Annotated in this window: 21 protein-coding genes, 1 pseudogene and 1 other annotated feature; of the genes and pseudogenes, 18 read left to right on the forward strand and 4 right to left on the reverse strand. The window is 35.4% G+C overall.

Annotated features, from left to right (window positions below):
• Positions 1 to 276: 276 nt before the first annotated feature.
• The 7 genes from P2Q73_RS08060 to P2Q73_RS08090 all read left to right on the forward strand — a co-directional run bounded on the left by P2Q73_RS08060 (position 277) and on the right by P2Q73_RS08090 (position 9347).
• Positions 277 to 1641 (forward strand): spore germination protein, encoded by a 1365-nt coding sequence (locus P2Q73_RS08060; RefSeq protein WP_275785680.1) that lies wholly within the window; start codon positions 277 to 279, stop codon positions 1639 to 1641.
• On the forward strand, positions 1638 to 2732 hold the full coding sequence (locus P2Q73_RS08065) for a GerAB/ArcD/ProY family transporter (RefSeq protein WP_275785682.1): 1095 nt from the start codon (positions 1638 to 1640) through the stop codon (positions 2730 to 2732). Before P2Q73_RS08060 ends, P2Q73_RS08065 begins: the two co-directional genes overlap by 4 nt.
• Positions 2732 to 3835: a Ger(x)C family spore germination protein gene (locus tag P2Q73_RS08070; RefSeq protein WP_275785684.1), complete on the forward strand. Its 1104-nt coding sequence runs from the start codon at positions 2732 to 2734 to the stop codon at positions 3833 to 3835. Before P2Q73_RS08065 ends, P2Q73_RS08070 begins: the two co-directional genes overlap by 1 nt.
• 133 nt (positions 3836 to 3968) lie before the next feature.
• Positions 3969 to 5624, forward strand: a complete 1656-nt coding sequence (locus tag P2Q73_RS08075) for a methylmalonyl-CoA mutase family protein (RefSeq protein ID WP_275785687.1) — start codon at positions 3969 to 3971, stop codon at positions 5622 to 5624.
• Positions 5611 to 7770: a methylmalonyl-CoA mutase gene (gene scpA, locus P2Q73_RS08080; protein ID WP_275785689.1), complete on the forward strand. Its 2160-nt coding sequence runs from the start codon at positions 5611 to 5613 to the stop codon at positions 7768 to 7770. The genes P2Q73_RS08075 and scpA overlap by 14 nt, the downstream gene beginning before the upstream one ends.
• Positions 7770 to 8864 carry a methylmalonyl Co-A mutase-associated GTPase MeaB gene (gene meaB / locus P2Q73_RS08085; protein ID WP_275785692.1) on the forward strand — a complete coding sequence of 365 codons (1095 nt, stop codon included), beginning with the start codon at positions 7770 to 7772 and terminating at the stop codon, positions 8862 to 8864. The genes scpA and meaB overlap by 1 nt, the downstream gene beginning before the upstream one ends.
• A 39-nt stretch (positions 8865 to 8903) precedes the next feature.
• Positions 8904 to 9347, forward strand: a complete 444-nt coding sequence (locus P2Q73_RS08090; protein ID WP_053588953.1) for a BrxA/BrxB family bacilliredoxin — start codon at positions 8904 to 8906, stop codon at positions 9345 to 9347.
• Between the two features lie 55 nt (positions 9348 to 9402).
• On the opposite strand, the gene prli42 is transcribed toward P2Q73_RS08090, so the two are convergent.
• Positions 9403 to 9498: a stressosome-associated protein Prli42 gene (gene prli42 / locus P2Q73_RS08095; RefSeq protein ID WP_156316738.1), complete on the reverse strand. Its 96-nt coding sequence runs from the start codon at positions 9496 to 9498 to the stop codon at positions 9403 to 9405.
• 314 nt (positions 9499 to 9812) lie between these two features.
• Here prli42 and mce point away from each other — a divergent pair, with 314 nt between their 5' ends.
• The 5 genes from mce (at position 9813) to P2Q73_RS08120 (ending at position 15350) form a co-directional block, all read left to right on the forward strand.
• Positions 9813 to 10223, forward strand: coding sequence for a methylmalonyl-CoA epimerase (mce, locus tag P2Q73_RS08100; RefSeq protein ID WP_275785697.1), 411 nt, complete (start codon positions 9813 to 9815; stop codon positions 10221 to 10223).
• A 4-nt stretch (positions 10224 to 10227) separates the two neighbouring features.
• The gene (locus tag P2Q73_RS08105; protein WP_053592086.1) at positions 10228 to 11775 is read left to right on the forward strand and encodes an acyl-CoA carboxylase subunit beta; all 1548 of its coding nucleotides are present in this window, start codon (positions 10228 to 10230) and stop codon (positions 11773 to 11775) included.
• A 17-nt stretch (positions 11776 to 11792) separates the two neighbouring features.
• Entirely contained in the window at positions 11793 to 12905 is a 1113-nt protein-coding gene (locus tag P2Q73_RS08110) for a M20/M25/M40 family metallo-hydrolase (RefSeq protein WP_275785699.1), read from the forward strand.
• 22 nt (positions 12906 to 12927) lie between these two features.
• Positions 12928 to 13416: a chemotaxis protein CheW gene (locus P2Q73_RS08115; protein WP_056831797.1), complete on the forward strand. Its 489-nt coding sequence runs from the start codon at positions 12928 to 12930 to the stop codon at positions 13414 to 13416.
• Positions 13417 to 14108: 692 nt separating this feature from the next.
• Positions 14109 to 15350: a DNA polymerase IV gene (locus P2Q73_RS08120; RefSeq protein WP_156350804.1), complete on the forward strand. Its 1242-nt coding sequence runs from the start codon at positions 14109 to 14111 to the stop codon at positions 15348 to 15350.
• 9 nt (positions 15351 to 15359) lie between these two features.
• Here the strand turns inward: P2Q73_RS08120 and P2Q73_RS08125 are convergent, their stop codons facing one another.
• Positions 15360 to 16805 carry a UDP-N-acetylmuramoyl-L-alanyl-D-glutamate--2,6-diaminopimelate ligase gene (locus P2Q73_RS08125; protein ID WP_056831799.1) on the reverse strand — a complete coding sequence of 482 codons (1446 nt, stop codon included), beginning with the start codon at positions 16803 to 16805 and terminating at the stop codon, positions 15360 to 15362.
• A gap of 281 nt (positions 16806 to 17086) precedes the next feature.
• On the opposite strand from P2Q73_RS08125, the gene rnz reads away from it, so the two are divergent.
• Positions 17087 to 18037: a ribonuclease Z gene (rnz, locus tag P2Q73_RS08130; protein WP_275785705.1), complete on the forward strand. Its 951-nt coding sequence runs from the start codon at positions 17087 to 17089 to the stop codon at positions 18035 to 18037.
• A 31-nt stretch (positions 18038 to 18068) separates the two neighbouring features.
• On the opposite strand, the gene proC is transcribed toward rnz, so the two are convergent.
• Entirely contained in the window at positions 18069 to 18881 is an 813-nt protein-coding gene (gene proC / locus P2Q73_RS08135) for a pyrroline-5-carboxylate reductase (RefSeq protein ID WP_056831802.1), read from the reverse strand.
• A gap of 47 nt (positions 18882 to 18928) precedes the next feature.
• Positions 18929 to 19137, reverse strand: a binding site (T-box leader).
• 121 nt (positions 19138 to 19258) lie between these two features.
• Between proC and P2Q73_RS08140 the strand changes: the two genes are divergently transcribed.
• The 3 genes and pseudogenes from P2Q73_RS08140 (at position 19259) to P2Q73_RS20335 (ending at position 21760) form a co-directional block, all read left to right on the forward strand.
• The gene (locus P2Q73_RS08140) at positions 19259 to 20206 is read left to right on the forward strand and encodes an MBL fold metallo-hydrolase (RefSeq protein WP_275785709.1); all 948 of its coding nucleotides are present in this window, start codon (positions 19259 to 19261) and stop codon (positions 20204 to 20206) included.
• Positions 20193 to 20945: an SDR family NAD(P)-dependent oxidoreductase gene (locus P2Q73_RS08145; RefSeq protein ID WP_275785712.1), complete on the forward strand. Its 753-nt coding sequence runs from the start codon at positions 20193 to 20195 to the stop codon at positions 20943 to 20945. Before P2Q73_RS08140 ends, P2Q73_RS08145 begins: the two co-directional genes overlap by 14 nt.
• Positions 20946 to 20977: 32 nt before the next feature.
• Positions 20978 to 21760 (forward strand): annotated as a pseudogene (locus P2Q73_RS20335) (GNAT family N-acetyltransferase).
• A gap of 56 nt (positions 21761 to 21816) precedes the next feature.
• On the opposite strand, the gene P2Q73_RS08160 reads toward P2Q73_RS20335, so the two are convergent.
• A complete protein-coding gene (locus tag P2Q73_RS08160; RefSeq protein WP_053588963.1) occupies positions 21817 to 22020 on the reverse strand; it encodes an aspartyl-phosphate phosphatase Spo0E family protein in 204 nt (67 codons plus the stop codon).
• A gap of 257 nt (positions 22021 to 22277) precedes the next feature.
• Between P2Q73_RS08160 and P2Q73_RS08165 the strand changes: the two genes are divergently transcribed.
• A complete protein-coding gene (locus tag P2Q73_RS08165) occupies positions 22278 to 22712 on the forward strand; it encodes a hypothetical protein (protein ID WP_053588964.1) in 435 nt (144 codons plus the stop codon).
• Between the two features lie 72 nt (positions 22713 to 22784).
• Positions 22785 to 24083: a serine hydrolase domain-containing protein gene (locus P2Q73_RS08170; protein ID WP_275785720.1), complete on the forward strand. Its 1299-nt coding sequence runs from the start codon at positions 22785 to 22787 to the stop codon at positions 24081 to 24083.
• Positions 24084 to 24187: the final 104 nt, after the last annotated feature.

Here is a 24187-nt window from a genome sequence, read left to right on the forward strand (position 1 = left end):
GATTTAGAAACTCAACACTTTTTAAATTAGTCAACACTTGTCGATTGGAGTGGAAGGCGCGAAGACTCCTACGGGAACAGCACGAGCCGAAGCACCCGGACTGAGCGTAGTGAGGGAGAAGGCTGAGGCCGTGCCCGTGGAAAGCGTAGGGCCTGAAACGGAAATCGACGATTTCTTACTATTTATTGCTTTAATAAATTTAATAACTTGGATAGGATTTTGTTCTTTCGGATATCCTATACGTATTACAGATTCTCATTAATTGAGGTGTATAAATTGAATACAAATGAGAAAACGAATCCTCCAGAGTTAATGAAGCAGTTATCAGATAAGTTTAGTCCTTCCATTGATATTATGTTAATACCTTTGCAAATGGAAGGAAATATAGTATACATTTTCTATTTAAAAACAGTAGTCAATGGCGTTAAATTACATGAAATGATAATCAAACCTTTTTTTGAGATTAAATCATGTACAAATTATAATTCGTATATTAAATCTCTACCTGACTTAATTGAAATGAAATCAGGGGAAGAACTAATGATTGAAATAACGAAAGGACATGTTTTAGTTGCAATTGAAGATAATTTTTATCTTTTAGATATTAAATTTGTTAATTCGAATGTTGTACAACAAACATTAATGGAGCCAACGGTTTATGGTCCACAATTAGCTCTAAGTGAAGATATAGAAACGAATCTGAACATTATCAGACATCGTTATCACGAGCCTTCCTTAAAGTTTGAATTACATCAATTAAAGGATAAATCTCATCAACCGGTAGCAATTATTTATGATGAAAAGACAGTAAATCAATCTGTCCTACAAAATATTCAAAAAAGATTAAAAGGCATAGATGTATCTCTTATTCAATCCGCTGGAGATTTACAGCTACACCTAAATGGTTCAAAGATTTCCCTTTTTCCAACACTCATTTTAACGGAGCGGCCTGATCGGATATCCTATAATCTTGCTGCGGGTAAAGTTGTTCTTATGGTAAATGGGAGTCCTCACGCTTTAATAGCACCAGTAGTATTTTTCGATTTTATGCTTTCCATGGAAGATAATTATCATACTTTTTGGATAACTACGTTTACTTCTATTCTCCGATATATTGGTTTGATTGCTTGCCTGATTTTGCCTGCCATGTATGTAGCAGTGACGTCTTATACTCCTGACATTTTGAGGACCGAATTAGCACTGACAGTTGCAGGGAGTAGAATTGGGATACCTTATCCGTCTTTTATTGAGGTATTATTAATGCTTATATTTATGGAGTTTCTTGTTGAGGCAAGTATACGGTTGCCTAAAGCTATTAGTGCAACTGCTACAACGGTTGGTGGATTAATCTTAGGTACTGCTGCTACAGAAGCTGCATTAACCTCTAACATAATGATTATTATTGTCTCTGCTGTTGCTATTACGAGCTTTGTCATTCCAATTAGTGAAATGAGTTTTTCTATTAGAATCTGCAGATATATGTTGCTTATTTTTACAACGTTTTTTGGAACTATAGGGTTAATGTTAGGCTCTCTTGGGATATTAATGTTCTTGACAAACAAAAGAAGTTTTGGAGAACCTTACTTAAAAATGAATTGGAAGAGTGAGAAGAAGGAAAAAGAGGTGAAAACAACAGGATGAGCCGCTATCTCTATTACTTAATTATTGTCACAATGGTTACGAATATCATAGCCTCTGTACCTAAAATTTTAATGAGTGAGAGTAAAAATGGAGTAATAATCTCCATGATTATTGCGGTCATCGCTGGAGTTATCCTAACAACTGTAGTAATTAACTTGTTTAGCTATTTTCCTAGTATGACTTTACCTGAAATATTAAAGCAAAGCACTTCCAAATGGGTTTATTATCCAGTATTATTTTATTTTGCTGTTTCTTGGTATTTAGCAGGTCTCATAACACTTATTACTTATGTGTTTTTGTTCAATACGTTTTTGTCATATGAAACTTCAATCACAATTACCACTCTTGCATTCATATTGATTGCCTCTTTTGGTGTGTTAATGAAAGAAAAAAGCGTTCTTTATACAACTGAGCTCGTATTGGTCTTATTTTTACCTGTCATTTTCATTTTGTTATTAAAAGCGTATGCAGATCCTCAGTTAGAATGGGATTTTGTAAAGGTAGCTATCATGAACATCAATAAAGAACCAAGTTATACTGCTTTTTCAGCATCTACATATGTTTTTATAGGGGCTGTGAATATAATAATTTTTAACAAGTTTATGAATATCACCCAAAGAATTGGCATAAAACAAGTAATATTTTTAGGCTTGGTAGGTATTTTTAGTTTATTTACAACGTATTTCATTCCAATTGGTTTTAATGGCTTCGAACAAATCGAAAATCTTAACTTTCCTTGGGTATCTACTAGTGATTCTATACGTTTGAGATATGGAATAATTGAACGAGTGATTTTCGTGTTTGTTATTGTATTTTTAGGCGTTGCATTTATCAGCCTATTGATACACTGGCATGTTTCTCTTAAATTGTTTGAGAGTATATTTCATTTTAAAAAGTTAAAATGGAAAAGCAAGAACCTTACATCCTATTTATTTGTTTTTTTGTTTGGTGTGATGGGAATCATTTCCACGCGGCAAATAAATGAATATCAATTATTTAAATACTCCAGTTATTTTTATAATACTTTACCAATCTTTTATGTCATTTTAATCAGTATTTTGCTTTTTGCTAAACGGAGGTCAAATTCTTAATGGTACATATAAAATTTCTAGCAATAATATTTGTCGTTACAATCTTTCTTTCAGGCTGCGGCTTTAAAGATATTGATAATCGAATATTTGTAACTGGGATTGGAATTGACCCTTCCGAGAAAGAAAATGGTAAATATAGAATCACACTAAAATTAGCTATTCCTGTTTCTCAAATTAAACAAGAAAAAGAAGCAAGCTATCAATATTTAGTTCACGAAGGTGAAAATCTAGAAGAAGCGATTCGAATATTAGAAACACATACTGATAAAGTTTTAGATTTTGGCCACGCAAAAATAATATTAATAAATGAGTCACTTTTAGAAGAGGAATTAAAGGATTTTATGGACTATTTAGTTAGAAGAGGTGATATACAATTCATCGCTTGGATAGCGGCAGCTAAACCTACTGCAGAAGAAATTCTTCGAACAGAGCCAAAAGGGGAATCTCCGGTTGCATCTCCACTTATAAAATTTTTCGGTAATACTGGCAGTGAAAGTCCATACATTGTTTCAACATATCTTTATGAATTTAGAAGGGATTTTTTTGGAAAAGGTGTTGATTCAATTTTGCCGGTAGTAGAAGCAAACGAAACAGGTACTCAACTAATAGTAAATAAATCAATAATAGTAAAGAGAAAAACAAAGCCATTAGAATTGTCGTCAAGCTTTACAAGAGATTTCAATTCCCTTGCAAACAGTATATCTGGATATAGTTTTAAAATAACTACTGACGGGTTAAATTTAGTATTAAATATGCGTTCCACTAAGATGAAATATAAAATAATGAAGGAAAATGGACAACCTACTTCTATTAAGATTAATGTTAAAATGTCCGGTGTAATAAGCCAGTCAAATAAAAATTTATCTCTGAAAAATTTAGATAACTATAATAAATTGGCTGCGAAAGAAATAAAAAAGGAACTAGAGAAATTATTTACTACTCTTCAAAAGGAAAACCTAGATCCTTTTGGATTTGGACTGAGGTATAGAACAATGCAGCTAAACCATAAAGATACATTTAAAAAGTGGGAAGAGGCTTATCCCACATTACCTTTTGATGTTACTGTTGATGTCGCATTAAAAAGTACAGGAACAATCGAGTGATTTACTTCAGCTCTTCTATAGAGAAGAGCTGTTTTGTGATCACTAAGGAAGTTCTTCTTTATAATGCCCTGGCAGTCAGTTAAAATATATATAGCAATGTTTAGATTGCAAAGGGGGAAGCGTAAGCGATTATATGACAATACAAAAAATGAAAGAAACTACATTTAATCCTGCTACAATTACGGATTGGGAACAAGCAGCAATTAAAACATTAAAAAATAAACCATTTGAATCTTTATCAACTAAAACGTTGGAAGATATCATTTTGAAACCGCTTTATACTTTAGCTGATTTAACTAATATTCCTTCAAATCAAACTTCTATAATAAGAGATTCAAAGAGTTCCTCTGACTGGTTGATTGCACAAGGAGTTACAGGTAATACGAGTAAGGAGATACTAGAGGACCTGAAAGAATCGATCTCAAAGGGTAATGAAATGATTTTTTATACAGTAGATACTCAACATAGTTGGGAAGGTTCAGAACTAGAGGAACTAAAGCTCTTGTTTAAGGAACATACTGTTTTACTCGATGTTACGAGCAATCCATCTTTTTTACATAACTTTACTGATTTAAATGGAATGATTAAAGGCGCAGATGGAAAAGAAAAAGATTTTCCAAATGCTCGAACTTATTTTTTGGATGCCTCTACTGTTCACAAACAAGGTGGAGATGCTATAAGTGAGCTTGCGAGTGTTCTATTACAAGCAGATACATTTGTAACCTCAATAGACATAGATAAACTTAGCGAAAAAGCTTTTGTCCAATTTTCTGTGGATACAAATTTCTTTATGGAAATTGCAAAACTTCGTGCATTTCGTATTCTTTGGAAAGCCTTTGGAGAAGCACATGGCAGTTTTGATATTGCTTCAATTCCTGTTCATACCGAAACTTCTCTACGTTCATTTTCTGCATTAGATTCTAATGTGAACATTCTTCGGGTAGGGAATAGTGCACTTTCTGCAGTTCTTGGAGGTTCAGACAGTATTACCACTTATCCACATGATTATTTGACTGGTGCAAAATCAACGTCAAAACGTATTGCGCGTAATATGCAATTAGTTCTAAAAGAAGAGACTCACATTAATCGAGTATTAGATGCTTCAGGAGGCTCTTACTATATAGAAAAGCTTACGCATGAACTAGTAGAAAAAAGCTGGGCATATTTCTTAGAGCTAATGTCTGAAGATACATTAAATGAAAGAAATCAAAAGTTAAAAGAAAGAGCGGAGGCTAAATGGAATCAGCAAATAGAAAACTTATCTACTCGCAAAAAATCTCTCATTGGAACAAACGTGTATGCTAATCCAGATGATTCATTGGAAAATCCAATTAAACATACGGATTATTTACGCCTAGCAGAGCCTTTCGAATTATTGAGAAAAGCTTTCCTTCAAAACAGTTTGAAAACAGCAATTATCCCATACGGAATCCTCAAGGAATACAAAGCTCGAATGGATTTTGTAAGTGGATTTTTAATAGCGATTGGCATTTCACCTTTGATAGCACCGGAAAACTTAAAACCATTCGATTTGCAACAGTGGATTGATGAACAGAACATAGATTATGTTGTATTTGTAGGAAACGATGAGCAAACTACTGGTCTAGTTCCAGCATTATTAAACGAGAAGTTATCTGTTCCTATCGATGTTGCAGGAAAATTTGAAGAATATGAAGATTGGTTAGAAGCAGGACTCTTCGGAAGAATTTATGCTGGACAATCACTACTGGAAAAAGGTAATGAATTGTTAGCACTTGCTAAACAGGAGGTTTCACATGAAAATGCCTAAATACTCAGATGTGAACATCGTAAAAGTTCTAGAAAGAACAACGAAGCAATTTAAAAATGAATCAATATCCTTTTTGACGAACGAAGGTATTGAATTAAAACAAACTTATAATGAATCAGATATAGAAAACTTAGTGCACATTCAAGATCTTCCGGGGATAGCTCCGAATACACGTGGACCTTATCCAACGATGTATGTAGCGAAACCATGGACAGTACGCCAATATGCAGGGTTTTCTACAGCAGAAGAAAGTAACGCTTTTTATAGACGTAACTTGGCAATGGGGCAAAAAGGATTATCAGTTGCATTTGATTTGGCTACGCATCGCGGTTATGATTCTGACCATGAACGAGTAACAGGTGACGTTGGGAAAGCTGGGGTTGCTATAGATTCAGTAGAAGATATGAAGATATTGTTTGACGGAATTCCGCTTGATCAGATGTCTGTTTCTATGACAATGAATGGTGCAGTACTGCCAATATTAGCTTTTTATATCGTAACAGCAGAGGAGCAAGGGGTAACACCAGAGCAACTTGCAGGCACAATTCAAAATGACATTTTAAAAGAATATATGGTTCGTAACACATACATTTATACACCTGAAATGTCGATGAAAATAATTGCAGATATCTTTTCTTACACTGCTAAAAACATGCCAAAGTTCAATTCCATTTCTATTTCTGGTTATCATATGCAAGAGGCGGGAGCTACTGCGGATATTGAACTTGCCTATACTTTAGCTGATGGTTTGGAGTATGTAAGAACGGGCCTGAATGCAGGAATAGACATTGATGCTTTCGCACCTAGACTCTCATTCTTTTGGGCTATTGGAATGAATTATTTTATGGAAGTGGCTAAAATGCGTGCAGCACGTAGAATTTGGGCACAAATGATGTCGAGTTTTGATCCGAAAAACCCGAAATCTTTAGCATTACGGACACATTCTCAGACTTCTGGATGGAGTTTAACTGAACAAGATCCATTTAATAATGTAACAAGAACATTAGTAGAAGCAAATGCTGCAGCAATGGGACATACACAGTCCCTACACACGAACGCATTAGATGAAGCGATTGCACTTCCAACTGATTTCTCAGCACGGATAGCGCGCAATACTCAGCTATTCTTACAAGAAGAAACGAATATGACCAAAGTAATAGACCCTTGGGGCGGTTCTTACTATGTGGAAAAATTGACAAATGAACTGATGGAAAAAGCTTGGGCACTAATTGAAGAAATAGAAGAGCTTGGTGGAATGGCAAAAGCTATTGAAACTGGCCTCCCTAAAATGAAAATAGAAGAAGCAGCAGCAAAAAAACAAGCACAAATAGATTCTTCCAAAGAAATAATTATTGGCGTAAACAAATATAGATTAGAACAAGAAGATGCAATCGACATATTAAACATTGATAATACAGTCGTACGCCAAAAGCAAATGGAACGACTTGCTCAGTTAAAAGAAAAACGTGACGAAAATGCTGTAAAAGAGGCACTTTTGGCATTAACCGAAGCTGCTCGAACTGGAAACGATAACTTGCTATCTGCCGCGGTAATTGCTGCTAGATATCGTGCAACAATTGGAGAAATTTCAGATGCCATAGAAGTTGTAGCAGGAAGACATAAGGCGGTGATCCGTTCCGTGAGTGGTGTATATAGTGCAAACTTTAATGATGCCGAGGAAATTGAAGCTGTTAAACAAATGGCTGAGGATTTCCGAGAAAATGAAGGAAGACGACCTCGAATTTTAATCGCAAAAATGGGTCAAGATGGACATGACCGAGGTGCAAAAGTTATAGCTACTGCATTTGCAGATTTAGGATTTGATGTAGATATTAGTCCTTTATTTCAAACTCCAGCTGAAACTGCGCAACAAGCAGTTGAAAATGATGTCCATGTAGTTGGCGTTAGCTCATTGGCAGCTGGCCATATGACGTTAGTTCCTGCTTTGAAAGAGGAACTTGCTAAGCTTGGTCGGGAAGATATATTGATCGTAGTAGGAGGCGTAATACCTGCACAGGACTATGCATTCTTACGTGAAAACGGAGCTTCAGCTATTTTTGGACCAGGTACTGTCATTCCAGTTGCTGCTCAAAAAGTAATTGAAGAAATCTATAAAAGATTGGGTTATGAGGAAGTGGAGGGCTAATGGCTGAAACGGATAAGACAAACCAATCGGCAATGCATGTGATGGGTGGTATAAAGTCACAGCACGATGGAATGGGAAAAGCTTCTGTAAAAAAATTTTCAAAGAAGAAACCATTTGTCATAGATCAAGCAGAATATGTTCAAGAAGTTCTAAATGGCTCCAGATTACATTTAGCAAAAACGATTACTCTCATTGAAAGCACTGTGGCTGACCAACAAACAATAGGACAACAGCTTTTGAAAGAACTACTCCCATATACGGGAAATACGATTCGTATAGGTATTACAGGTGTGCCTGGTGCAGGGAAGAGTACATTTATCGAAGCTTTTGGAAAAATGCTATGTGACCAAGGATATAAAGTCGCCGTGCTAGCTATTGATCCAAGTTCCTCTTTGACAGGAGGTAGTATACTGGGAGATAAAACTAGAATGGAAGAGCTTGCAAAACATCCAAATGCCTTTATTCGTCCTTCTCCATCTGCTGGTACATTGGGAGGGGTTCATAAGAAATCTAGAGAAACGATGTTAATATGCGAGGCTGCAGGATACGATGTAATTTTAGTAGAAACAGTAGGTGTTGGTCAAAGCGAGACAATCGTTCGAGGGATGGTAGATTTCTTTTTACTACTTGCATTAACTGGTGCTGGTGATGAGTTGCAAGGGATGAAAAAAGGAATAATGGAGCTGGCTGATGCCATTGTAGTAAATAAGGCAGATGGGTCAAATGAAAAACTAGCTAAAAAGACTGTTGCGGAATATAAACAAATCCTGCATTTTTTAGCACCAGCTACACCTAACTGGACTACACCAGCTTTAGCAGTCTCTTCGTTGTACAAAACAGGCTTAGAAACAGTTTGGGAAACCATCCAAACGTTTAAGAAAGAAATGCTTTCGAATAATGTTTGGCAAAATCGTAGAAAAGAACAAACAGTCGCTTGGTTTAAAACAATGATTGTGGATCGATTATATGATGACTTTTTTTCTTCTACCGATAAAAAACAAAATATGGCTAAATTAGAAGGTTTAGTAAGGGATGGGCAAGTAACAGTTTCGCAAGCAGTTGAAGAGTTATTTTCCTCGAATTCTAAGCAATAATCTGCTAATATAAAATTAATTGAAAAGGAGTGTTTTGATATGAATATGATGGATTTTAATTTATTAATGAATGATATGGTTCAGCAGGCTCGTGGAGAAATGGAAGCTAGCGGATATGAACAACTAACTTCTCCAGAAGAAGTTGATTCTGCTTTTGCGCGCCCAGGAACAACACTAGTTATGGTGAATTCGGTTTGTGGATGTGCTGGAGGTATCGCTCGTCCTGCAGCAGCAAACGCAATTCATTACGATAAAAGACCTGATCATTTAGTAACAGTTTTTGCAGGACAAGATAAATTAGCAACTCAACAAGCCCGCAATCTATTTGGTGAAGATCATTTACCATCTTCTCCATCGTTTGTTTTATTAAAAGATGGTCAGGCAGTAGCTGAAGTAGGTCGCCATGAAATAGAAGGACATGATCCAATGTCAGTTATCACTCATATTCAAGCATTGTTTGAAGAGCACTGCGAAGAAATTTAATAATGTCATAAAAAAGAGCGGAGCAATTGATTGCCTCCGCTCTTTTTTATGAACATTATAAGATAAAACTTAATCCAAAAAGTAGTGATGAAGCGACCATTGCAAAGATCATTAAATAGATTACGATTTTACGAAATGTTTGATTACGCATGAACTTCTCTCCTTTTACAATTACTTATATTTTAACAAATTCGAAAAAAATCACAAGAGGTAGCGTTTAATTTACCGACGAGAAGGCAAAACTTTTCTATTTAGTAAATGTCCAGTTTTCAGCACATTGCCCCTCGAGGTAAAATCTTAATAGGCAATGGTGGTTGATAAGCTGCCTCCTCACCATTCACCATTTGTTCCTGTGCAAAGCTCGTAGCAGAAGAACGTTGCTTGTCGGGGCAACATATGCGCTTGCGCTTTTCTTATTGAAATATGTACAATAGATTATATAGTCAAAATATGGGGTGTGAGACAATGGAAAAAGTAGATCATATTGGTATTGCTGTTAAGAGTATAGAAGCAACTCTATCATATTATACAGAAACACTGGGGTTAAAACTATTACATATTGAAGAAGTTCCTACTGAAAAGGTTCGTGTTGCTTTCATTGATAGTGGTAATGTAAATCTAGAATTACTTCAACCAATAGATGAAACAAGCACAATTCATTCCTTTATTGAGAAAAAAGGAGAAGGAATACATCACATTGCTTTCGGTGTATCCAATATTCAAGAACGTTTAAATGAGCTAAAAGAAAAAGGGGTAAGGCTCATTCAAGAAACACCTAAAGCCGGTGCTCATGGGGCACAAGTAGCTTTTATACATCCGAAAGCTTCAAGTGGCGTTTTATATGAATTATGTGATAAAACAGGGGGAGCGAAATAAAGATATGGATATTTATGATAAAATTAATGATTTATATGATCGCAAACGAAAAATTGAATTAGGTGGCGGAGACGCTCGCATTAAAAAGCAACACGAAAAAGGGAAACTCACTGCAAGAGAACGAATAGACTTACTCGTTGATAAAGATTCTTTTGTGGAGTTAAATCCTTTTATACAACACAGAACGGTTGATTTTGGTATGGACAAGCTGGAAGGCCCAGGTGATGGGGTAGTTACTGGCTATGGAAAAGTTAATGGTCGACCAGTTTATTTATTCTCCCAAGACTTTACTGTTTTTGGTGGGGCACTCGGAGAAATGCATGCATTAAAAATTGCGAATGTAATGGATTTAGCTGCAAAAAATGGTGCGCCGTTTATTGGTCTAAACGATTCAGGTGGAGCTCGTATTCAAGAAGGTGTTGTTTCCTTAGATGGATATGGACAAATCTTTTATAGGAATGCTATTTATTCTGGTGTAATCCCTCAAATTTCCGTTATTCTTGGCCCATGTGCAGGTGGAGCAGTTTACTCTCCAGCAATTACAGACTTTGTTTTCATGACGGATGAAACAAGTCAAATGTTTATTACAGGGCCAAAAGTGATTGAAACGGTTACCGGTGAAAAGATTTCAGCAGAAAATCTTGGAGGTTCTAAAGTACATAATACAATTAGTGGTAATGCGCATTTCCGTGGGAAAACGGAAGAAGAAGTATTAGAAAGTGTCCGTTTACTTCTAAGTTATTTACCGCAAAATTTTGAAGAGAAACCAGCAATAGTGGAAGTAACTAGTGAAAATGATGACAGACCTGATTTAGCTGATATCGTCCCATTTGAAGCAATTCGTCCATATGATATTCGAAAAGTGATTGAGCAAGTAGTAGATACTGACTCTTTTTTAGAGGTTCAAAAAGAATTTGCTAAAAATATCGTAGTCGGTTTAGCTCGTATTAAAGGGGAAGTAGTTGGTCTTGTTTGTAACCAACCAAAAGTAATGGCTGGTGGTCTGGATATAGATTCATCTGATAAAGCAGCACGCTTTATTCGTTTCTGTGATGCATTTAATATTCCTATTATTACCTTCGAAGATGTGACAGGGTTTTTCCCAGGCATTAAACAAGAGCATGGTGGGATAATACGTCACGGTGCTAAAATACTCTTTGCTTATTCAGAAGCAACTGTCCCGAAAATGACAGTTATTCTACGTAAAGCTTATGGTGGTGCTTATGTTGCGTTAAACTCCAAATCAATTGGTGCAGATGTAGTGTATGCGTGGCCAAATGCTGAAATTGCAGTTATGGGGCCACAGGGAGCAGCAAATATTATTTTCGCTAGGGAAATTGCAAATAGCAAAGATCCAGAACAAGTTCGTGCAGAGAAAATAGAGGAATATCGTTCCAAATTTGCGAATCCATATGTTGCGGCATCGATGGGAATGGTAGATGATGTAATTGATCCTCGTGAAACTCGTATTAAACTTATTCAAGCATTAGAAATGATGCGAAATAAAAAAGAAACTAGACCGAAGAAAAAGCATGGAAATATACCATTATAAAGGAGTCTAAATACAAGATGAATCGTTTAATAGAAGAATTTTTTGAACTAGTTAAAATTGACTCAGAAACAAAACACGAAGAAGTTATAGCACCTGTTTTAATTGATAAATTAGAGAAACTTGGATTTTCCGTTGTTCAAGACGATGCCCACACTAGAAATGGACATGGTGCAGGAAATTTAATAGCAACTTTAAAAGGTCAAAAATCAGAAGTAGATAGTATATATTTCACCGTTCATATGGATACAGTTGTACCTGGTAAAGGAATTCAACCAGTTTTAAAAGAAGATGGCTATATCTATTCAGATGGAACTACGATTTTAGGGGCTGATGACAAAGCAGGAATCGCTGCTCTATTTGAAGCAATCAAACGATTAAAAGAGGAAAACATCGCACACGGAGATATTCAAGTAGTTATTACTGCTGGAGAAGAAAGCGGTTTAGTTGGTGCAAAAGAATTGGATCCATCCATGATAACAGCCAAATATGGCTATGCAATTGATAGCGATGGAACTGTCGGTGGTATCGTAACAGCAGCACCGTTCCAATCGAAACTTTGGACGACTATAAAGGGTAGAACTGCACATGCAGGAGTAGCTCCAGAAAAAGGAATATCAGCAATCACACTAGCTTCCAAGGCAATTTCAGCAATGAAGCTAGGTCGCATTGATGAAGAAACTACTGCTAACATTGGGCGTTTTGAAGGTGGACAAGCTACTAATATCGTTTGTGATGAAGTTCACATTTTATCCGAGGCACGTTCCATCAACAAAGAAAAACTTGATGATCAAGTAGCACATATGGTTCAAATTTTTGCTGAGATTGCAGCTAATAACGGTGGTTCGGCTGAAACTGAAACCCAGTTAATGTATCCTGGATTCCACTTTGAGGAAGATCATCATGTAGTTCAAGTTGCGAAACGAGCAGTTGAAAGAATAGGAAGAACTGCCGATATTAAGAGAAGTGGCGGAGGTAGTGACGCTAATGTAATTGCTGGTTTTGGTATTCCAACGGTTATACTGTCGGTTGGTTATGAAGAAATTCATACAACTAACGAGCGTATGCCAGTAGAAGAGCTAGAAAAGCTTGCAGATTTACTTGTCGAAATTGTAAGAGTAGCTGCAGAATAATTCTTACAGGAGGTGTCTATTATTGAGTAGTGAGAAAGTAGTTGTCTTTCAATGTGGGAATGAAGATTATGCTGTACCTATTGAACATGTTATTTCTATTGAAAAATTAGAGCATATTAATCCAATACCACATTTACCAAATTATTTAATTGGATTAATGAAAATCCGAGGCGAACTTGTGCCAATTATCGATTTTGAGCAAATTTTATATAATCGTAATGGTGCAGATTTTGAATCTTCACGAGTTATAACGATGTATACACAAGATATGTCCATTGGACTTCTAGTGAAGGAAGCCAAAGAAATACTAGATATTCCATCAGTAGATATTAAGCAAATTGGTTTAGTAAACTATACAAAAACACAGTACTTTACTGGTGTTGCAAATTTAGAAAATCGAATGATTACAATTGTTGAACCATCCATTTTAGTTCGAACATTAGACGGGATCAAAGATATTCAGTCCTATTTAGAATTAGCAAAAAAAGAGGAAGTAGGTAGCTTATTATAGCTACTTCAGATTGAAGTTTTGATTTTTGTCTATAAGTTTGGAGAAAGCCTCCGCTCGACTCCTGCGGGAAAAGCGAGACAGACGATACCCTTCAGGAGCATAGCGAAGGCACTGAAAAGTCTATAGAATTTGACTTTACACTAAATAAAATCGTCCGACAAATAAGAAAATCGTTGAAACGGCTCCCTTTCCGCGGGCGTTGCCTTAGCCTCCTCGCTACGCTGCGGGGTCTTCGGCTAACGCTATTCCCGCAGGAGTATCGCCTTTTTCAACGATTTTCTATAAATACTATTTGAATAGATTTTATTGATTAAAACTTCTCTATTAATGACATAATGGTTTTCTAATTCAAAAGCGGAAAATAGTTGATTGGAGTGGAAGGCGGTGACTCCAGCCGGAATAGCATGAGCTGAAGACCCTGGACAGAGCGTAGCGAGGGAAGCGGCTGAAGCCATGCCGGCGGAAAGCGTCCGCCTGGAACGGAAATTAACGGGTCCAACATACTGTTATGAAATCTCATAGAGGACTCTTTCAGTGCCCTCAGCGTAGAGCGACAAAGCGGATCGCGCTCTCCAGCGAAAAGCGAGCAGAAAGCTTCGGAAAATCTGATCTATCCTATATAAATTCGAGTTTGTCTACAGTCTGAGGTAGCTAATTATAGCTGCCTTTTTTTCCTTAAAGGGGGTATTTAGTTGAAGAGAAAAAATAGAATAATTTTTCATATAGATATGAATAGTTTCTATGCTTCTGTTGAACAGGCGTATGATCCCTCATTAAAAGGAAAAGCAATCGCAATTGCTGGAAACCCAAAGGAACGCAGAGGCATCCTTGTAACTTGTTCTTATGAGGCAAGGGCTAAAGGTGTTTACACGACGATGTCCGTTTGGGAAGCGAAACGTAAATGCCCGGAGATTATTTTACTTCCTCCCAACTTTGAAAGATATCGTATTGCTTCTAAAGCTATGTTTGATATATTACGTTCATATACACCTCTTGTGGAACCTGTATCGATTGATGAAGGGTATATGGATGTAAGTGATTTGAATCTTTCAGGAAACGCAGTAAGTTTAGCAGAATCCATTCAAAATAGATTGGTAAGTGAATTGGATTTACCTAGCTCAATCGGAATAGCTCCCAATAAATTTCTAGCTAAAACTGCTTCTAATATGAAAAAGCCAATGGGTATTACCGTTCTGCGTAAACGAGAAGTTGCTGAAAAGCTATGGCCTCTACCTGTTATTGAAATGCATGGGGTAGGTGAAAGCACGTCAAACAAACTTGCAGAGTTAGGCATTAAAACCATTGGTGATTTGGCGTCTATCGAAACTGGAGTTATTAAAGAAAGATTAGGTAAAGTCGGTTTGCGCCTATTGGAAAGAGCAAATGGTGTAGATAATCGCGATGTAGATCCAACTTCCGTTTTTGATACAAAAAGCGTTGGCAATTCCACTACCCTACCTTACGATGAAACCAATCCGGACGAGCTAAACAAGGTAATTTTGAAACTCTCCAAAAAAGTGGCTTCCCGTCTAGAGGCTAAAAATCTTGCTGGACAGTCTATTAACATTCATATTCGCGATGCTGATTGGAAAAATAAGACGAGAAGCAAAACTGTTCAGAACCGTCTATTCGAAGAACGTGAGATATATCAGTTAGCAAAGTCCTTATTTCACTCTACTTGGAATGGAGAGGCTATACGACTTTTAGGTGTGACAGTGAATAATGTACATGATAAAGGTGATTATGTAGAACAATTATCGATTTTCAACTTTGAAGAACATGCTAAAGAAGAACCAATTTTGAAGCTAGTTGAACAGCTACAGGAAAAGTTCGGAAAAGACACGATCAAGAGAGGAATTAAATTGAAAAAGAATCCTTCTTTGGAATCGAAAACAAGCTTTAGCAAAGACTTTTTAGATGATCATAAATTGTAAAGGAGCATTCTATAAATGCTCCTTTTGGAAGGATAAAGAGTGATTTAGAAAATGTAATGTGTCCATATCAGACTTAGTTGGTAAAGAGAACGTTTGTTGGTAATCTTCTATGCCTTTCCCTGTAATCACTACCCAATCCTGGTCATGTGCTAGTTCCCATGCATGTTGAATAGCTAATGTACGATCAGGGATTACGATGCATTTATTCTGTAAATTGAGTTGAGTTAGTTCATTTATCATTTGGTCAGGAGTTAAACCATTTAGATCATCGAATGTAAGTATACTTACATCACAATTGCTTGTTGAAATGTCAATCATATTTTTTCTCTTCTGGACATCTCGATTACCTCTGAATCCAAATACATGTATAATTTTTCGAGGCTTATAAGAATGAACAGTATCCAGAATATGATAAAAAGCATTGCTTGTATGTGCGTAGTCTATTACAAAATTAGCACCTGAAGGGTGAGAGAATAACTGAAATCTTCCAGGGACACCTTCAAAATTAGTAAGCGCTTCGACAATAGAGGAAGGTTCAAGACCTAATGAAATAGAAGTTAAAAAAGCTAAAGAGGCATTTTCAACATTATGCTGACCTCTCATACATGTTGTAAGAGGGTAGGATATTGTCTCCGAATTTGAAGTTGTTAATAGCTCTTCTCCAGAAATAAAAAAAGCAGAGTCTTTACCATTAACTTTTAGTACGTTTTTGTTTTTAGATGAAACATAGGAACTTAATCTTTCGCCCCATTCAGTAACAGAATTTACGATAGCGACACCATTTAATTTTAAATGATCAAATAGGGATTGTTTTGCTAAATAGTAAGACTCCATGTTTTGGTGATAATCAAGGTGTTCAGGTTCTAAGTTTGTAAAAATACAATAGTCAAATTCAATGCCTTCAACTCTGTATTGTGTTAAGCCATGGGATGACACTTCCATAATCACAACCTCATCATGGCTAAAGGATAATAGTTGGTGAAAAGTTAAAGGATCTAAAGTCGTATGAGTAGACGTGTTTTCAAATCCATTTATTACAGTTGATACACTTCCAAACAACGCACAGGATATACCATGTGATTCAAGAATATGCTTGAGCATATAAGAGGTCGTTGTCTTTCCATTTGTACCAGTTATGCCGATCATTATTTTATTTTGAGTTGGATTATGGTGAAAAGTACTAGCTAAAACTGCTAACGCTTTCCTTGCATTAGGGACTTTAAAGTATGGTACAGCTAAATCTTGTATATCTTTTTCCCCTATTATTGCAGCCGCGCCGTTTTTAATAGCATCATTTATAAATAGGTGACCATCCGTATTCGTGCCAGCAATTGCTATAAATATGAAATTTTTATCGATCTTGGAAGAATCAAAAGACAATCCATTAATTACTAAAGATTGATCCTTGTCGCTTACTGTAATACCTAATGGTTTTAACAATAAATCTAAATTCATAAGGGTGGTTCGCTCCTTCTAGGTGTCTATTTATTGTTAGCTGAAATAAAAAATACATGCATTAACAATAGTAATAATGAAGCTTATTCTCATTTTTCCTAAGTCGCTTGTACAAATTTTCGAATAATTTGTATATGTATAATAATAAACAGTATACAGAAATAAGATTAAAAAGTTATGGATATAGCTTAATGTAACGAAAACTTAATAAAGCTGGAAAAGTTTGCAGTTATTTTATTCAAACATTATGATGAATGGAATAGAAGTTGAGGTGGAGATAGATGAAATTATTATTTTTAGGAACAGGTGCAGGAATGCCCTCTAAACAACGCAACACAACATCAACTGTTTTAAAACTATTAGAAGAAAGAGGAACTTTTTGGATGTTTGATTGTGGGGAAGCGACTCAACATCAAATTCTACGAACTACTCTTAAACCGAGAAAACTAGAGAAACTCTTTATTACTCACTTGCATGGTGACCATATTTATGGACTCCCAGGGTTGCTAGGGTCTCGATCTTTCCTTGGTGGAGAAGAGGAACTCACTATTTATGGTCCATCAGGTATCAAAGCATGGATAGAGTTGACACTCACCACTTCCAAAACATATATCAAATATCCACTAACGATAATAGAGATAGAGGAAGGGATTGTATTTGAGGACGAGCAATTCATTGTGGAAGCAAAATTACTAGAACATGTCATTCCATGCTTCGGTTATAAAATTACGCAAAAGCCTCTACCACCCGAGCTGCTTATCAGTAAAACGGATGCGCTTCGTGTACCAAGAGGACCATTATTAAAGTTATTAAAAGCAGGATTAGATATTGAACTTGAAGATGGTCGAATAGTGAAGAGTGCAGAAGTGACAGGTACACCAAAGAATGGTTTTCAGGTAACTGTTTTGGGGGATACAAGGTTTTGTGATAATTCTATTTTGCTAAGTAATGGTTCTGATATTATCATTCATGAAGGAACGTTTGATCATGAAACGGCTAATCTTGCAAGGGAATATGGTCACTCAACTATCTTGGATGCTGCAAATGTATGTAAGGAAGCGAATGCTAAGCATTTAATCATCAATCATATTAGTGCGCGATTTATGCCATCAGATATAAAAGAAATGTTAGCACAGGTTGATCATTTTTCTTTTCCAGTATTTATAGCAGATGATTTTTCTGAATATGAATGGCAAAATGGTACCTTAATAAAAATAAAAGATTCCGAGTGATTATAATAATCAATCGGAATCTTTCTTCATCTTATTCATATTGTTTACCAAGCACTCTGGATTTATTTTGAGCTGCATCGATACAAGCAAAAATAGCATCTTTTACATTATGCTGTATCAATTGTTCTAAACCAGCTTCAGTAGTTCCGCCTGGGCTAGTTACTCTTCGCCGTAATTCTAAAGGTTCTGCGTTACCAGTTTTAAGCATTTGAGCAGCACCTTCCATCGTTTGAACAAATAAATGACGCGCGTCCGATTTATCCATACCATGCTTTATTGCTGCAGCTTCAAATTGTTCAGCAAAGTAGTAAAAGTAGGCAGGACCACTACCTGATAGTGCGGTAACTACATGTAAATCCTCTTCCTCTACAGCTTTTACTGTTCCTATAGATTCTAATAAATGTATGATGGATATTTTTTCTTCCTCGGTAACTAAGTCATTCCAACATATGGCGGTTGCACTCAAGCCAACAGCTGCAGATGTATTTGGCATTACACGTGCAATCGGACGTCTCCCTAAATAATTTGTAATAGTTTGGATGGTTACTCCAGCTATAACTGAAATAATTGTTGCATTTTTATTAATAAAAGGAGCTATTTCAGTAAACGCAACTTTTGCATCTTTTGGTTTCATTGCTAAAAAAATTATATTAGCATCTGTAAGGGCTTTTTTCTCTTCACATACAATTTGTACATTGTATGTTTTTTTTAATAACTGAAGCTGATCTACATCTGATTTATTCATTACATGTATAAATTCTGGAGCAACTTTTTCTTCCTTCGTTAGTCCATTAATAATAGCCTCTGCCATTGATCCAGCACCGACAAATACAATTTTCGTCATAAAAACTCCTCCTTATAAAATAAAAAAAAGCGTTCCCGTCCCTAATAAATAAGGACGAAAACGCATGTCTCCGCGGTACCACCTAGATTTGCCGCAATGCGGCACAGCTTATCCTTCATATCGTGAAGGTCACGACTATGTTTGCATAGTAGCTCCGAAGTAGGTTCGATATATGAGCGGGAGGTGAAAATTGCAGCAGGTCATTTCACTCTCTTGACTCCATCATATATGTACTATTCTTCATCTTAGCTTTTATTTTCTGAATTAATGAAATTATATGGCTCTTCCAAATAAAAGTCAACTTGTATTTAGTGACGTCTTCGTTAAAAAAATGTACAATTATAATGAATCATCATTCATTTAGAGGGAGTTTACATATGACTATACATAAAATTATTATTCCTACGCCATTTGCTGTAGGTGATGTTAATGCATATTTATTAAAAGGCGATGCACTCACCTTAATAGATGTGGGTCCAAAAACAGAAGAAGCATTAGTAGCCATTAAGGCTGGAATTAAAGAAGCGGGATATTCGCTTTCAGATGTCGAGCAAGTACTGCTAACCCATCATCATCCAGATCACTCGGGCTGGGTAGAAGCATTTGAACAAGCAACATTATTGGGGCATGCTTATAACGAACCATGGCTAACGAGAGATGAAGAATTCTTTCACTTTCATGATGATTTTTATCTACAATGTTTAAAGGAAGAGGGTGTTCCAGAAAGTTACTTTCATTGGGTTGAAAAGATGAAAAGACCTATACACTTCATTGGAAATCGACCTCTACAAAAGATTTTAAGAGAAGGTGATTCTCTTCCAGGTCATCCTGATTTCACAATTTTAGAGACATTAGGGCACGCCCAAAGCCATCTCTCTTTTTGGTCGGAGAAATATAGAGTATTAATCGGAGGGGACTTAGTTCTTGAAAAAATTTCTTCAAATCCATTGATTGAACCACCCCTTGATAAAGTTTTGGAACGATCCAAATCAATGATCCAATATAATGCTTCATTAAAACGAATTCAAGATTTACCTGTTGAAAAGATTTTTAGTGGTCACGGAAATGAGGTATTTAACGTGCATCAACTTATTACGGATAGACTTGAAAAACAAAGAGAAAGAGCATTAAAAGTTTTAGATATGATGAAAGAGGAAGAAAAAACTATTTTTGAACTTACTCAACAGCTGTTTCCAAAAGTATATGAAAAAGAACTTGGTTTGACTTTGTCAGAGACAATTGGTCAAATTGATTATTTATTGGAAGAGGGTTACATCAAGGAACAAAAAAATGAGAAAGGTATATTGTTATATGAGCAAGCCTAAAAAAATTTTTATAACTGGGGCAACAAGTGGGGTTGGGTTGTTACTCACAAAAAAACTGAAAGCTGATGGTCACGACGTTTGGGCAACTGGTCGAAACATGGATGTTCTTGGGGAATTTGATCAACTTGGAATTCATTCCATCTATGCAGATTTAACTAAAGAACAATCTTTTAAGGAGCTTTTTCAGGAAATGGAGACACCTGATACAATCATATATTGTGCCGGTGTTGGAACATTTGCATATTTAACTGATTTAGAAGAGAAAAACATGATACAAATGATGAATGTAAATGTTACTGCTCCGATGTTACTTACAAAATACTTTGCAGATAAAATGAAAGAAAAGGGTAGCGGCCATTTTATTTTTATCGCATCTCAAGCTGGGAAGGTTGCCACACCAAAAGCCTCTGTTTATGCTGCTTCCAAACATGCCATACTCGGTTTTGCCAATGCCATTCGTATGGAGCTTAAAGATTTCGGTATACAGGTAACTACGATCAATCCCGGTCCAATTGATACACCATTCCTCGATTTAGCCGATCAGACAGGCACTTATAGAGGGAAACTTAGTAAACATCTATTACAACCAGAAAAAGTAGTGACTTCTATTATTAAAACAATAGATCATCCTGTGCGAGAAGTTAACTTGCCTTCGTATATGGGCCTTACTAGTAAGCTATATGCAGTTTTTCCAAAAAGCGTGGAGACTCTAGGAAAAGGGTTTTTTAATAAAAAGTAGCTTTTATGTTTATAATCCTGGAGGAAAACGAGATGAATTTACAAGATATTATTAGTTTGGATTTTGCTTATTTAGAAACTTTTTCTATGCGTAAGGATACTAAATGGGGATCATTATTTTATAATGAGAATCAGCCATCATATTATGATGCAAATCATGCACATATTAGTGAATTAAGTGAAAATCCATCCTTCATAATGGAAGAAGTAGTGAAATTTTATAATAGTAAAAATATTATACCAAGATTTTATCTATACAATTTAGATCTACAAAAAGAGCTAATTTCTATTTTACTTGAGAATAGCTTTGGGTATGAGGAGTTAATTAGTCCAGTTCAATTATGGGATAAAAAGCTTTTAGAAAAAGAGAAAAACGAGAATATAGTGATTGAACGTGTCGATAAACATAATTATTTTGAAGCCCTTCAAATTGAATGTAGTATAAAAGAGCTTGGAGGTTAAGAAGTGAGAGAAAAAGCATTTGAGCTAGAGTTTAATCATCCAAGTTTTGAACACTATATACTTCGATATAATGGGATTGCCTGTGCCACTGCCTGTATTTTTGTAAATGATAAACAAGCTCGTATGGAGAGTGTAGCAACTTTAGAAGAGTTTAGAAGTAGGGGATTGATTGGGGAGCTAATTCATTTTATTCAAACTGAAATAGAAAAAAGATGTTATGAAAACCTATGGGTCTTTCCAATCAACGAAAGAGTTGAAAAAGTATATCAAAGATACGGATTTAAAACAGTAGAAAAGCTCAAAACGGGACATGCTTATTTAGGTGGAAGAAGTATAACTGAGATCCAGGGATGATTTATATTGAAAGAAAAAAATTTTAAAGTACATATTGAAACCGATTAGTTCCCTTATTAGGAGACTAATCGGTTTTTTAGTGAATTTAAATTCTGATTATTATATTTTTCTTGATATCTATTTAGTAGTTGATCTAGCTCTTGGCTAACGGATACAACAAGGGGATGCGATAATCCTAATTTTTTTGCTTTTCTATACATGTCTTTACGCTTAATATCGATTCGAACCATTAAAGCCTTCTTATCCAATTTACTTTTCACTATTCTTCCTCCAAATAATATTTTATATTTAGCTTCCACCAAGAGGGTAATTTTTTACTAGTAATGAAGCAACTTGTCCAATTGTACGATAGATAAATTGCGAAATTTGTCTAGTTGTGTAGGAATGGTTCTATTTAATATAATTGTAATAAAAGTAAAAATTCTAAAAAATATAACAAATGAAAAATTAATATGAATTCTATTTTACTCATAGAGTGGATGTATACAACAACTGCTAAAAGGAAAGGAGATAGCTGGTGATTAAACGAAATGGGTTAGTACCAAAAAAGGCTCTTGTAGCTGCTATATCAGGTATATTTATAATTATCATCCTTTTTATGTTTTTTCCTTTCGGTTATTCTTTACAAGAAGATGGTAACGGAAAGGTTACGATTTCAGAAAACGGCATCTTGCGTAATGAATTTACTGTAGAGGTTACGGAAGCAAATGAATTAACAATCGTGTTGTTAAAATCGGTTTTGAAAGAATTTAAGACAATATGCATAATATTATTAATCATTTTTCCACTATTGCTACTTTCTCTTGCTTTTAACTATGTGCAGAAATCTAAAGGGATTTTTATAATTATGTGTGTTATTTCTATTTTCATGATGATCGCAATTACAATTTTATATTTTAACAATATAGAAATCATGGAAAACCTAATAAAAAGTTTAAGTCAGAATAAATAAAGTATTGAAAAATGCTTTCAATCAATTTATGATTATTCCTTATAATGCTAGAAGGTTTTTGGAGGAATTCTGATGACGACAGATTATTTACAACAGCTTTTGAAGGATTGGGAAAAAGCTTACATGCAGAATAATTATCTCCATGGATCATTGTTGGTTGCATATAAAGGAGAAATGTTATTAAACAATGGGTATGGGATGGCAAACTTTGAACATGATATAGTTAATACATCTGAAACCAAATTTAGAATTGGTTCTATTACTAAAAGTTTTACTGCATTGGCTATTTTCCAATTACATGAGGAAAACAGGATTAATATACATAATACAATAAATAATTACTTGCCATATTTCCCAAATGGAGACAAAATCACTGTTTATCAATGCTTAACACATACAGCAGGGATAAAGAATTTCACAAGTTATCCAGATTTTTGGAGTAATACGATGCGCCTTTCTTCCAGTTTAGAGGAGATAATTAATTCTTTTAAAAATGAGCCGTTAGAATTCGAGCCTGGCTCACAATTTGATTATAGCAATTCAGGCTATTTGTTATTAACCGCAATTATTGAAGAAGTTACTGGAGTTAAGTATGCTGAATATTTAAAGGAAAACATATTGAATCCACTTGGAATGTATAATACTGGCTGTGATAATGGAATAGAAATCGTACCAAACCTTGCAGCGGGATATTCATACAATGGTAAGCCAGTTCACGCCCCATATGCAGATCTTTCTTTTCCCTTAGGCGCTTATGGTCTTTATTCAACAACAGGTGATCTACTAATATGGGATAGAGCTATTAGATCTTCTACATTAATAAGTGAGGAAGCCACTAAAATCATGCTAACTGCTTATCAGGACTCCTATGCTTGTGGTTGGTTTAGAAAACAAGTAGCAGAAAGAGATTGCTACTTTCATTTTGGTGATATAAGTGGTTATGTAAATGAAATACTCTGTTTTGAAGAAGACCTCACGATTATTTTTTTATCCAATATGAATATTGTTCCTGTTAAAAAGCTGACAAGAGATATTGCTAAGAAAATTTTTGAACAACCAATTGAACTTCCTCAACCATTAAACCAAATAAACATATTTAATATGGATTTCATATGCGGTACCTATCAAAGTGATAATGGTCATTTGTCATTGCACATCACACAAGAAAAAGGCTTATTCCTCTCAGTTCCAAAAGATTACGGTGTGGTTTATAAGTTTGGGCTTATTCCTATTAGGCAGGAAAAAAACAAATTAACGATGAAAACGACAATAATAGATGAAACATTAGTATTGAGTTACTCTACCAAGAATGTGCTTTCCATTTGTTATACAGATTGCTATGGCAAACATAGCAATCTAAAAAAAGGGTAAATAGGTTATGAAAGGAAGAACATTGGTGTTTCGAATCCCTTTATTCGAAGCGCCTTTTAATTTGTTCGTATTTGGCATATGATAGTTAATATTTGACTCTCGGC

Origin of the sequence: Bacillus sp. Cr_A10 (assembly GCF_029222665.1) — a bacterium.
In the GTDB taxonomy this organism is placed as follows: domain Bacteria; phylum Bacillota; class Bacilli; order Bacillales_A; family Planococcaceae; genus Psychrobacillus.

What these genes read in the sequence shown, in the direction of transcription:
- P2Q73_RS08065 (WP_275785682.1), top strand. Translation starts at nt 1,638, where the DNA reads ATGAGCCGCTATCTCTATTACTTAATTATTGTCACAATGGTTACGAAT.
- P2Q73_RS08070 (WP_275785684.1), top strand. Translation starts at nt 2,732, where the DNA reads ATGGTACATATAAAATTTCTAGCAATAATATTTGTCGTTACAATCTTT.
- P2Q73_RS08075 (WP_275785687.1), top strand. Translation starts at nt 3,969, where the DNA reads ATGACAATACAAAAAATGAAAGAAACTACATTTAATCCTGCTACAATT.
- scpA (WP_275785689.1), top strand. Translation starts at nt 5,611, where the DNA reads ATGAAAATGCCTAAATACTCAGATGTGAACATCGTAAAAGTTCTAGAA.
- meaB (WP_275785692.1), top strand. Translation starts at nt 7,770, where the DNA reads ATGGCTGAAACGGATAAGACAAACCAATCGGCAATGCATGTGATGGGT.
- P2Q73_RS08090 (WP_053588953.1), top strand. Translation starts at nt 8,904, where the DNA reads ATGAATATGATGGATTTTAATTTATTAATGAATGATATGGTTCAGCAG.
- prli42 (WP_156316738.1), bottom strand. Translation starts at nt 9,498, where the DNA reads ATGCGTAATCAAACATTTCGTAAAATCGTAATCTATTTAATGATCTTT.
- mce (WP_275785697.1), top strand. Translation starts at nt 9,813, where the DNA reads ATGGAAAAAGTAGATCATATTGGTATTGCTGTTAAGAGTATAGAAGCA.
- P2Q73_RS08105 (WP_053592086.1), top strand. Translation starts at nt 10,228, where the DNA reads ATGGATATTTATGATAAAATTAATGATTTATATGATCGCAAACGAAAA.
- P2Q73_RS08110 (WP_275785699.1), top strand. Translation starts at nt 11,793, where the DNA reads ATGAATCGTTTAATAGAAGAATTTTTTGAACTAGTTAAAATTGACTCA.
- P2Q73_RS08125 (WP_056831799.1), bottom strand. Translation starts at nt 16,805, where the DNA reads ATGAATTTAGATTTATTGTTAAAACCATTAGGTATTACAGTAAGCGAC.
- rnz (WP_275785705.1), top strand. Translation starts at nt 17,087, where the DNA reads ATGAAATTATTATTTTTAGGAACAGGTGCAGGAATGCCCTCTAAACAA.
- proC (WP_056831802.1), bottom strand. Translation starts at nt 18,881, where the DNA reads ATGACGAAAATTGTATTTGTCGGTGCTGGATCAATGGCAGAGGCTATT.
- P2Q73_RS08140 (WP_275785709.1), top strand. Translation starts at nt 19,259, where the DNA reads ATGACTATACATAAAATTATTATTCCTACGCCATTTGCTGTAGGTGAT.
- P2Q73_RS08145 (WP_275785712.1), top strand. Translation starts at nt 20,193, where the DNA reads ATGAGCAAGCCTAAAAAAATTTTTATAACTGGGGCAACAAGTGGGGTT.
- P2Q73_RS08170 (WP_275785720.1), top strand. Translation starts at nt 22,785, where the DNA reads ATGACGACAGATTATTTACAACAGCTTTTGAAGGATTGGGAAAAAGCT.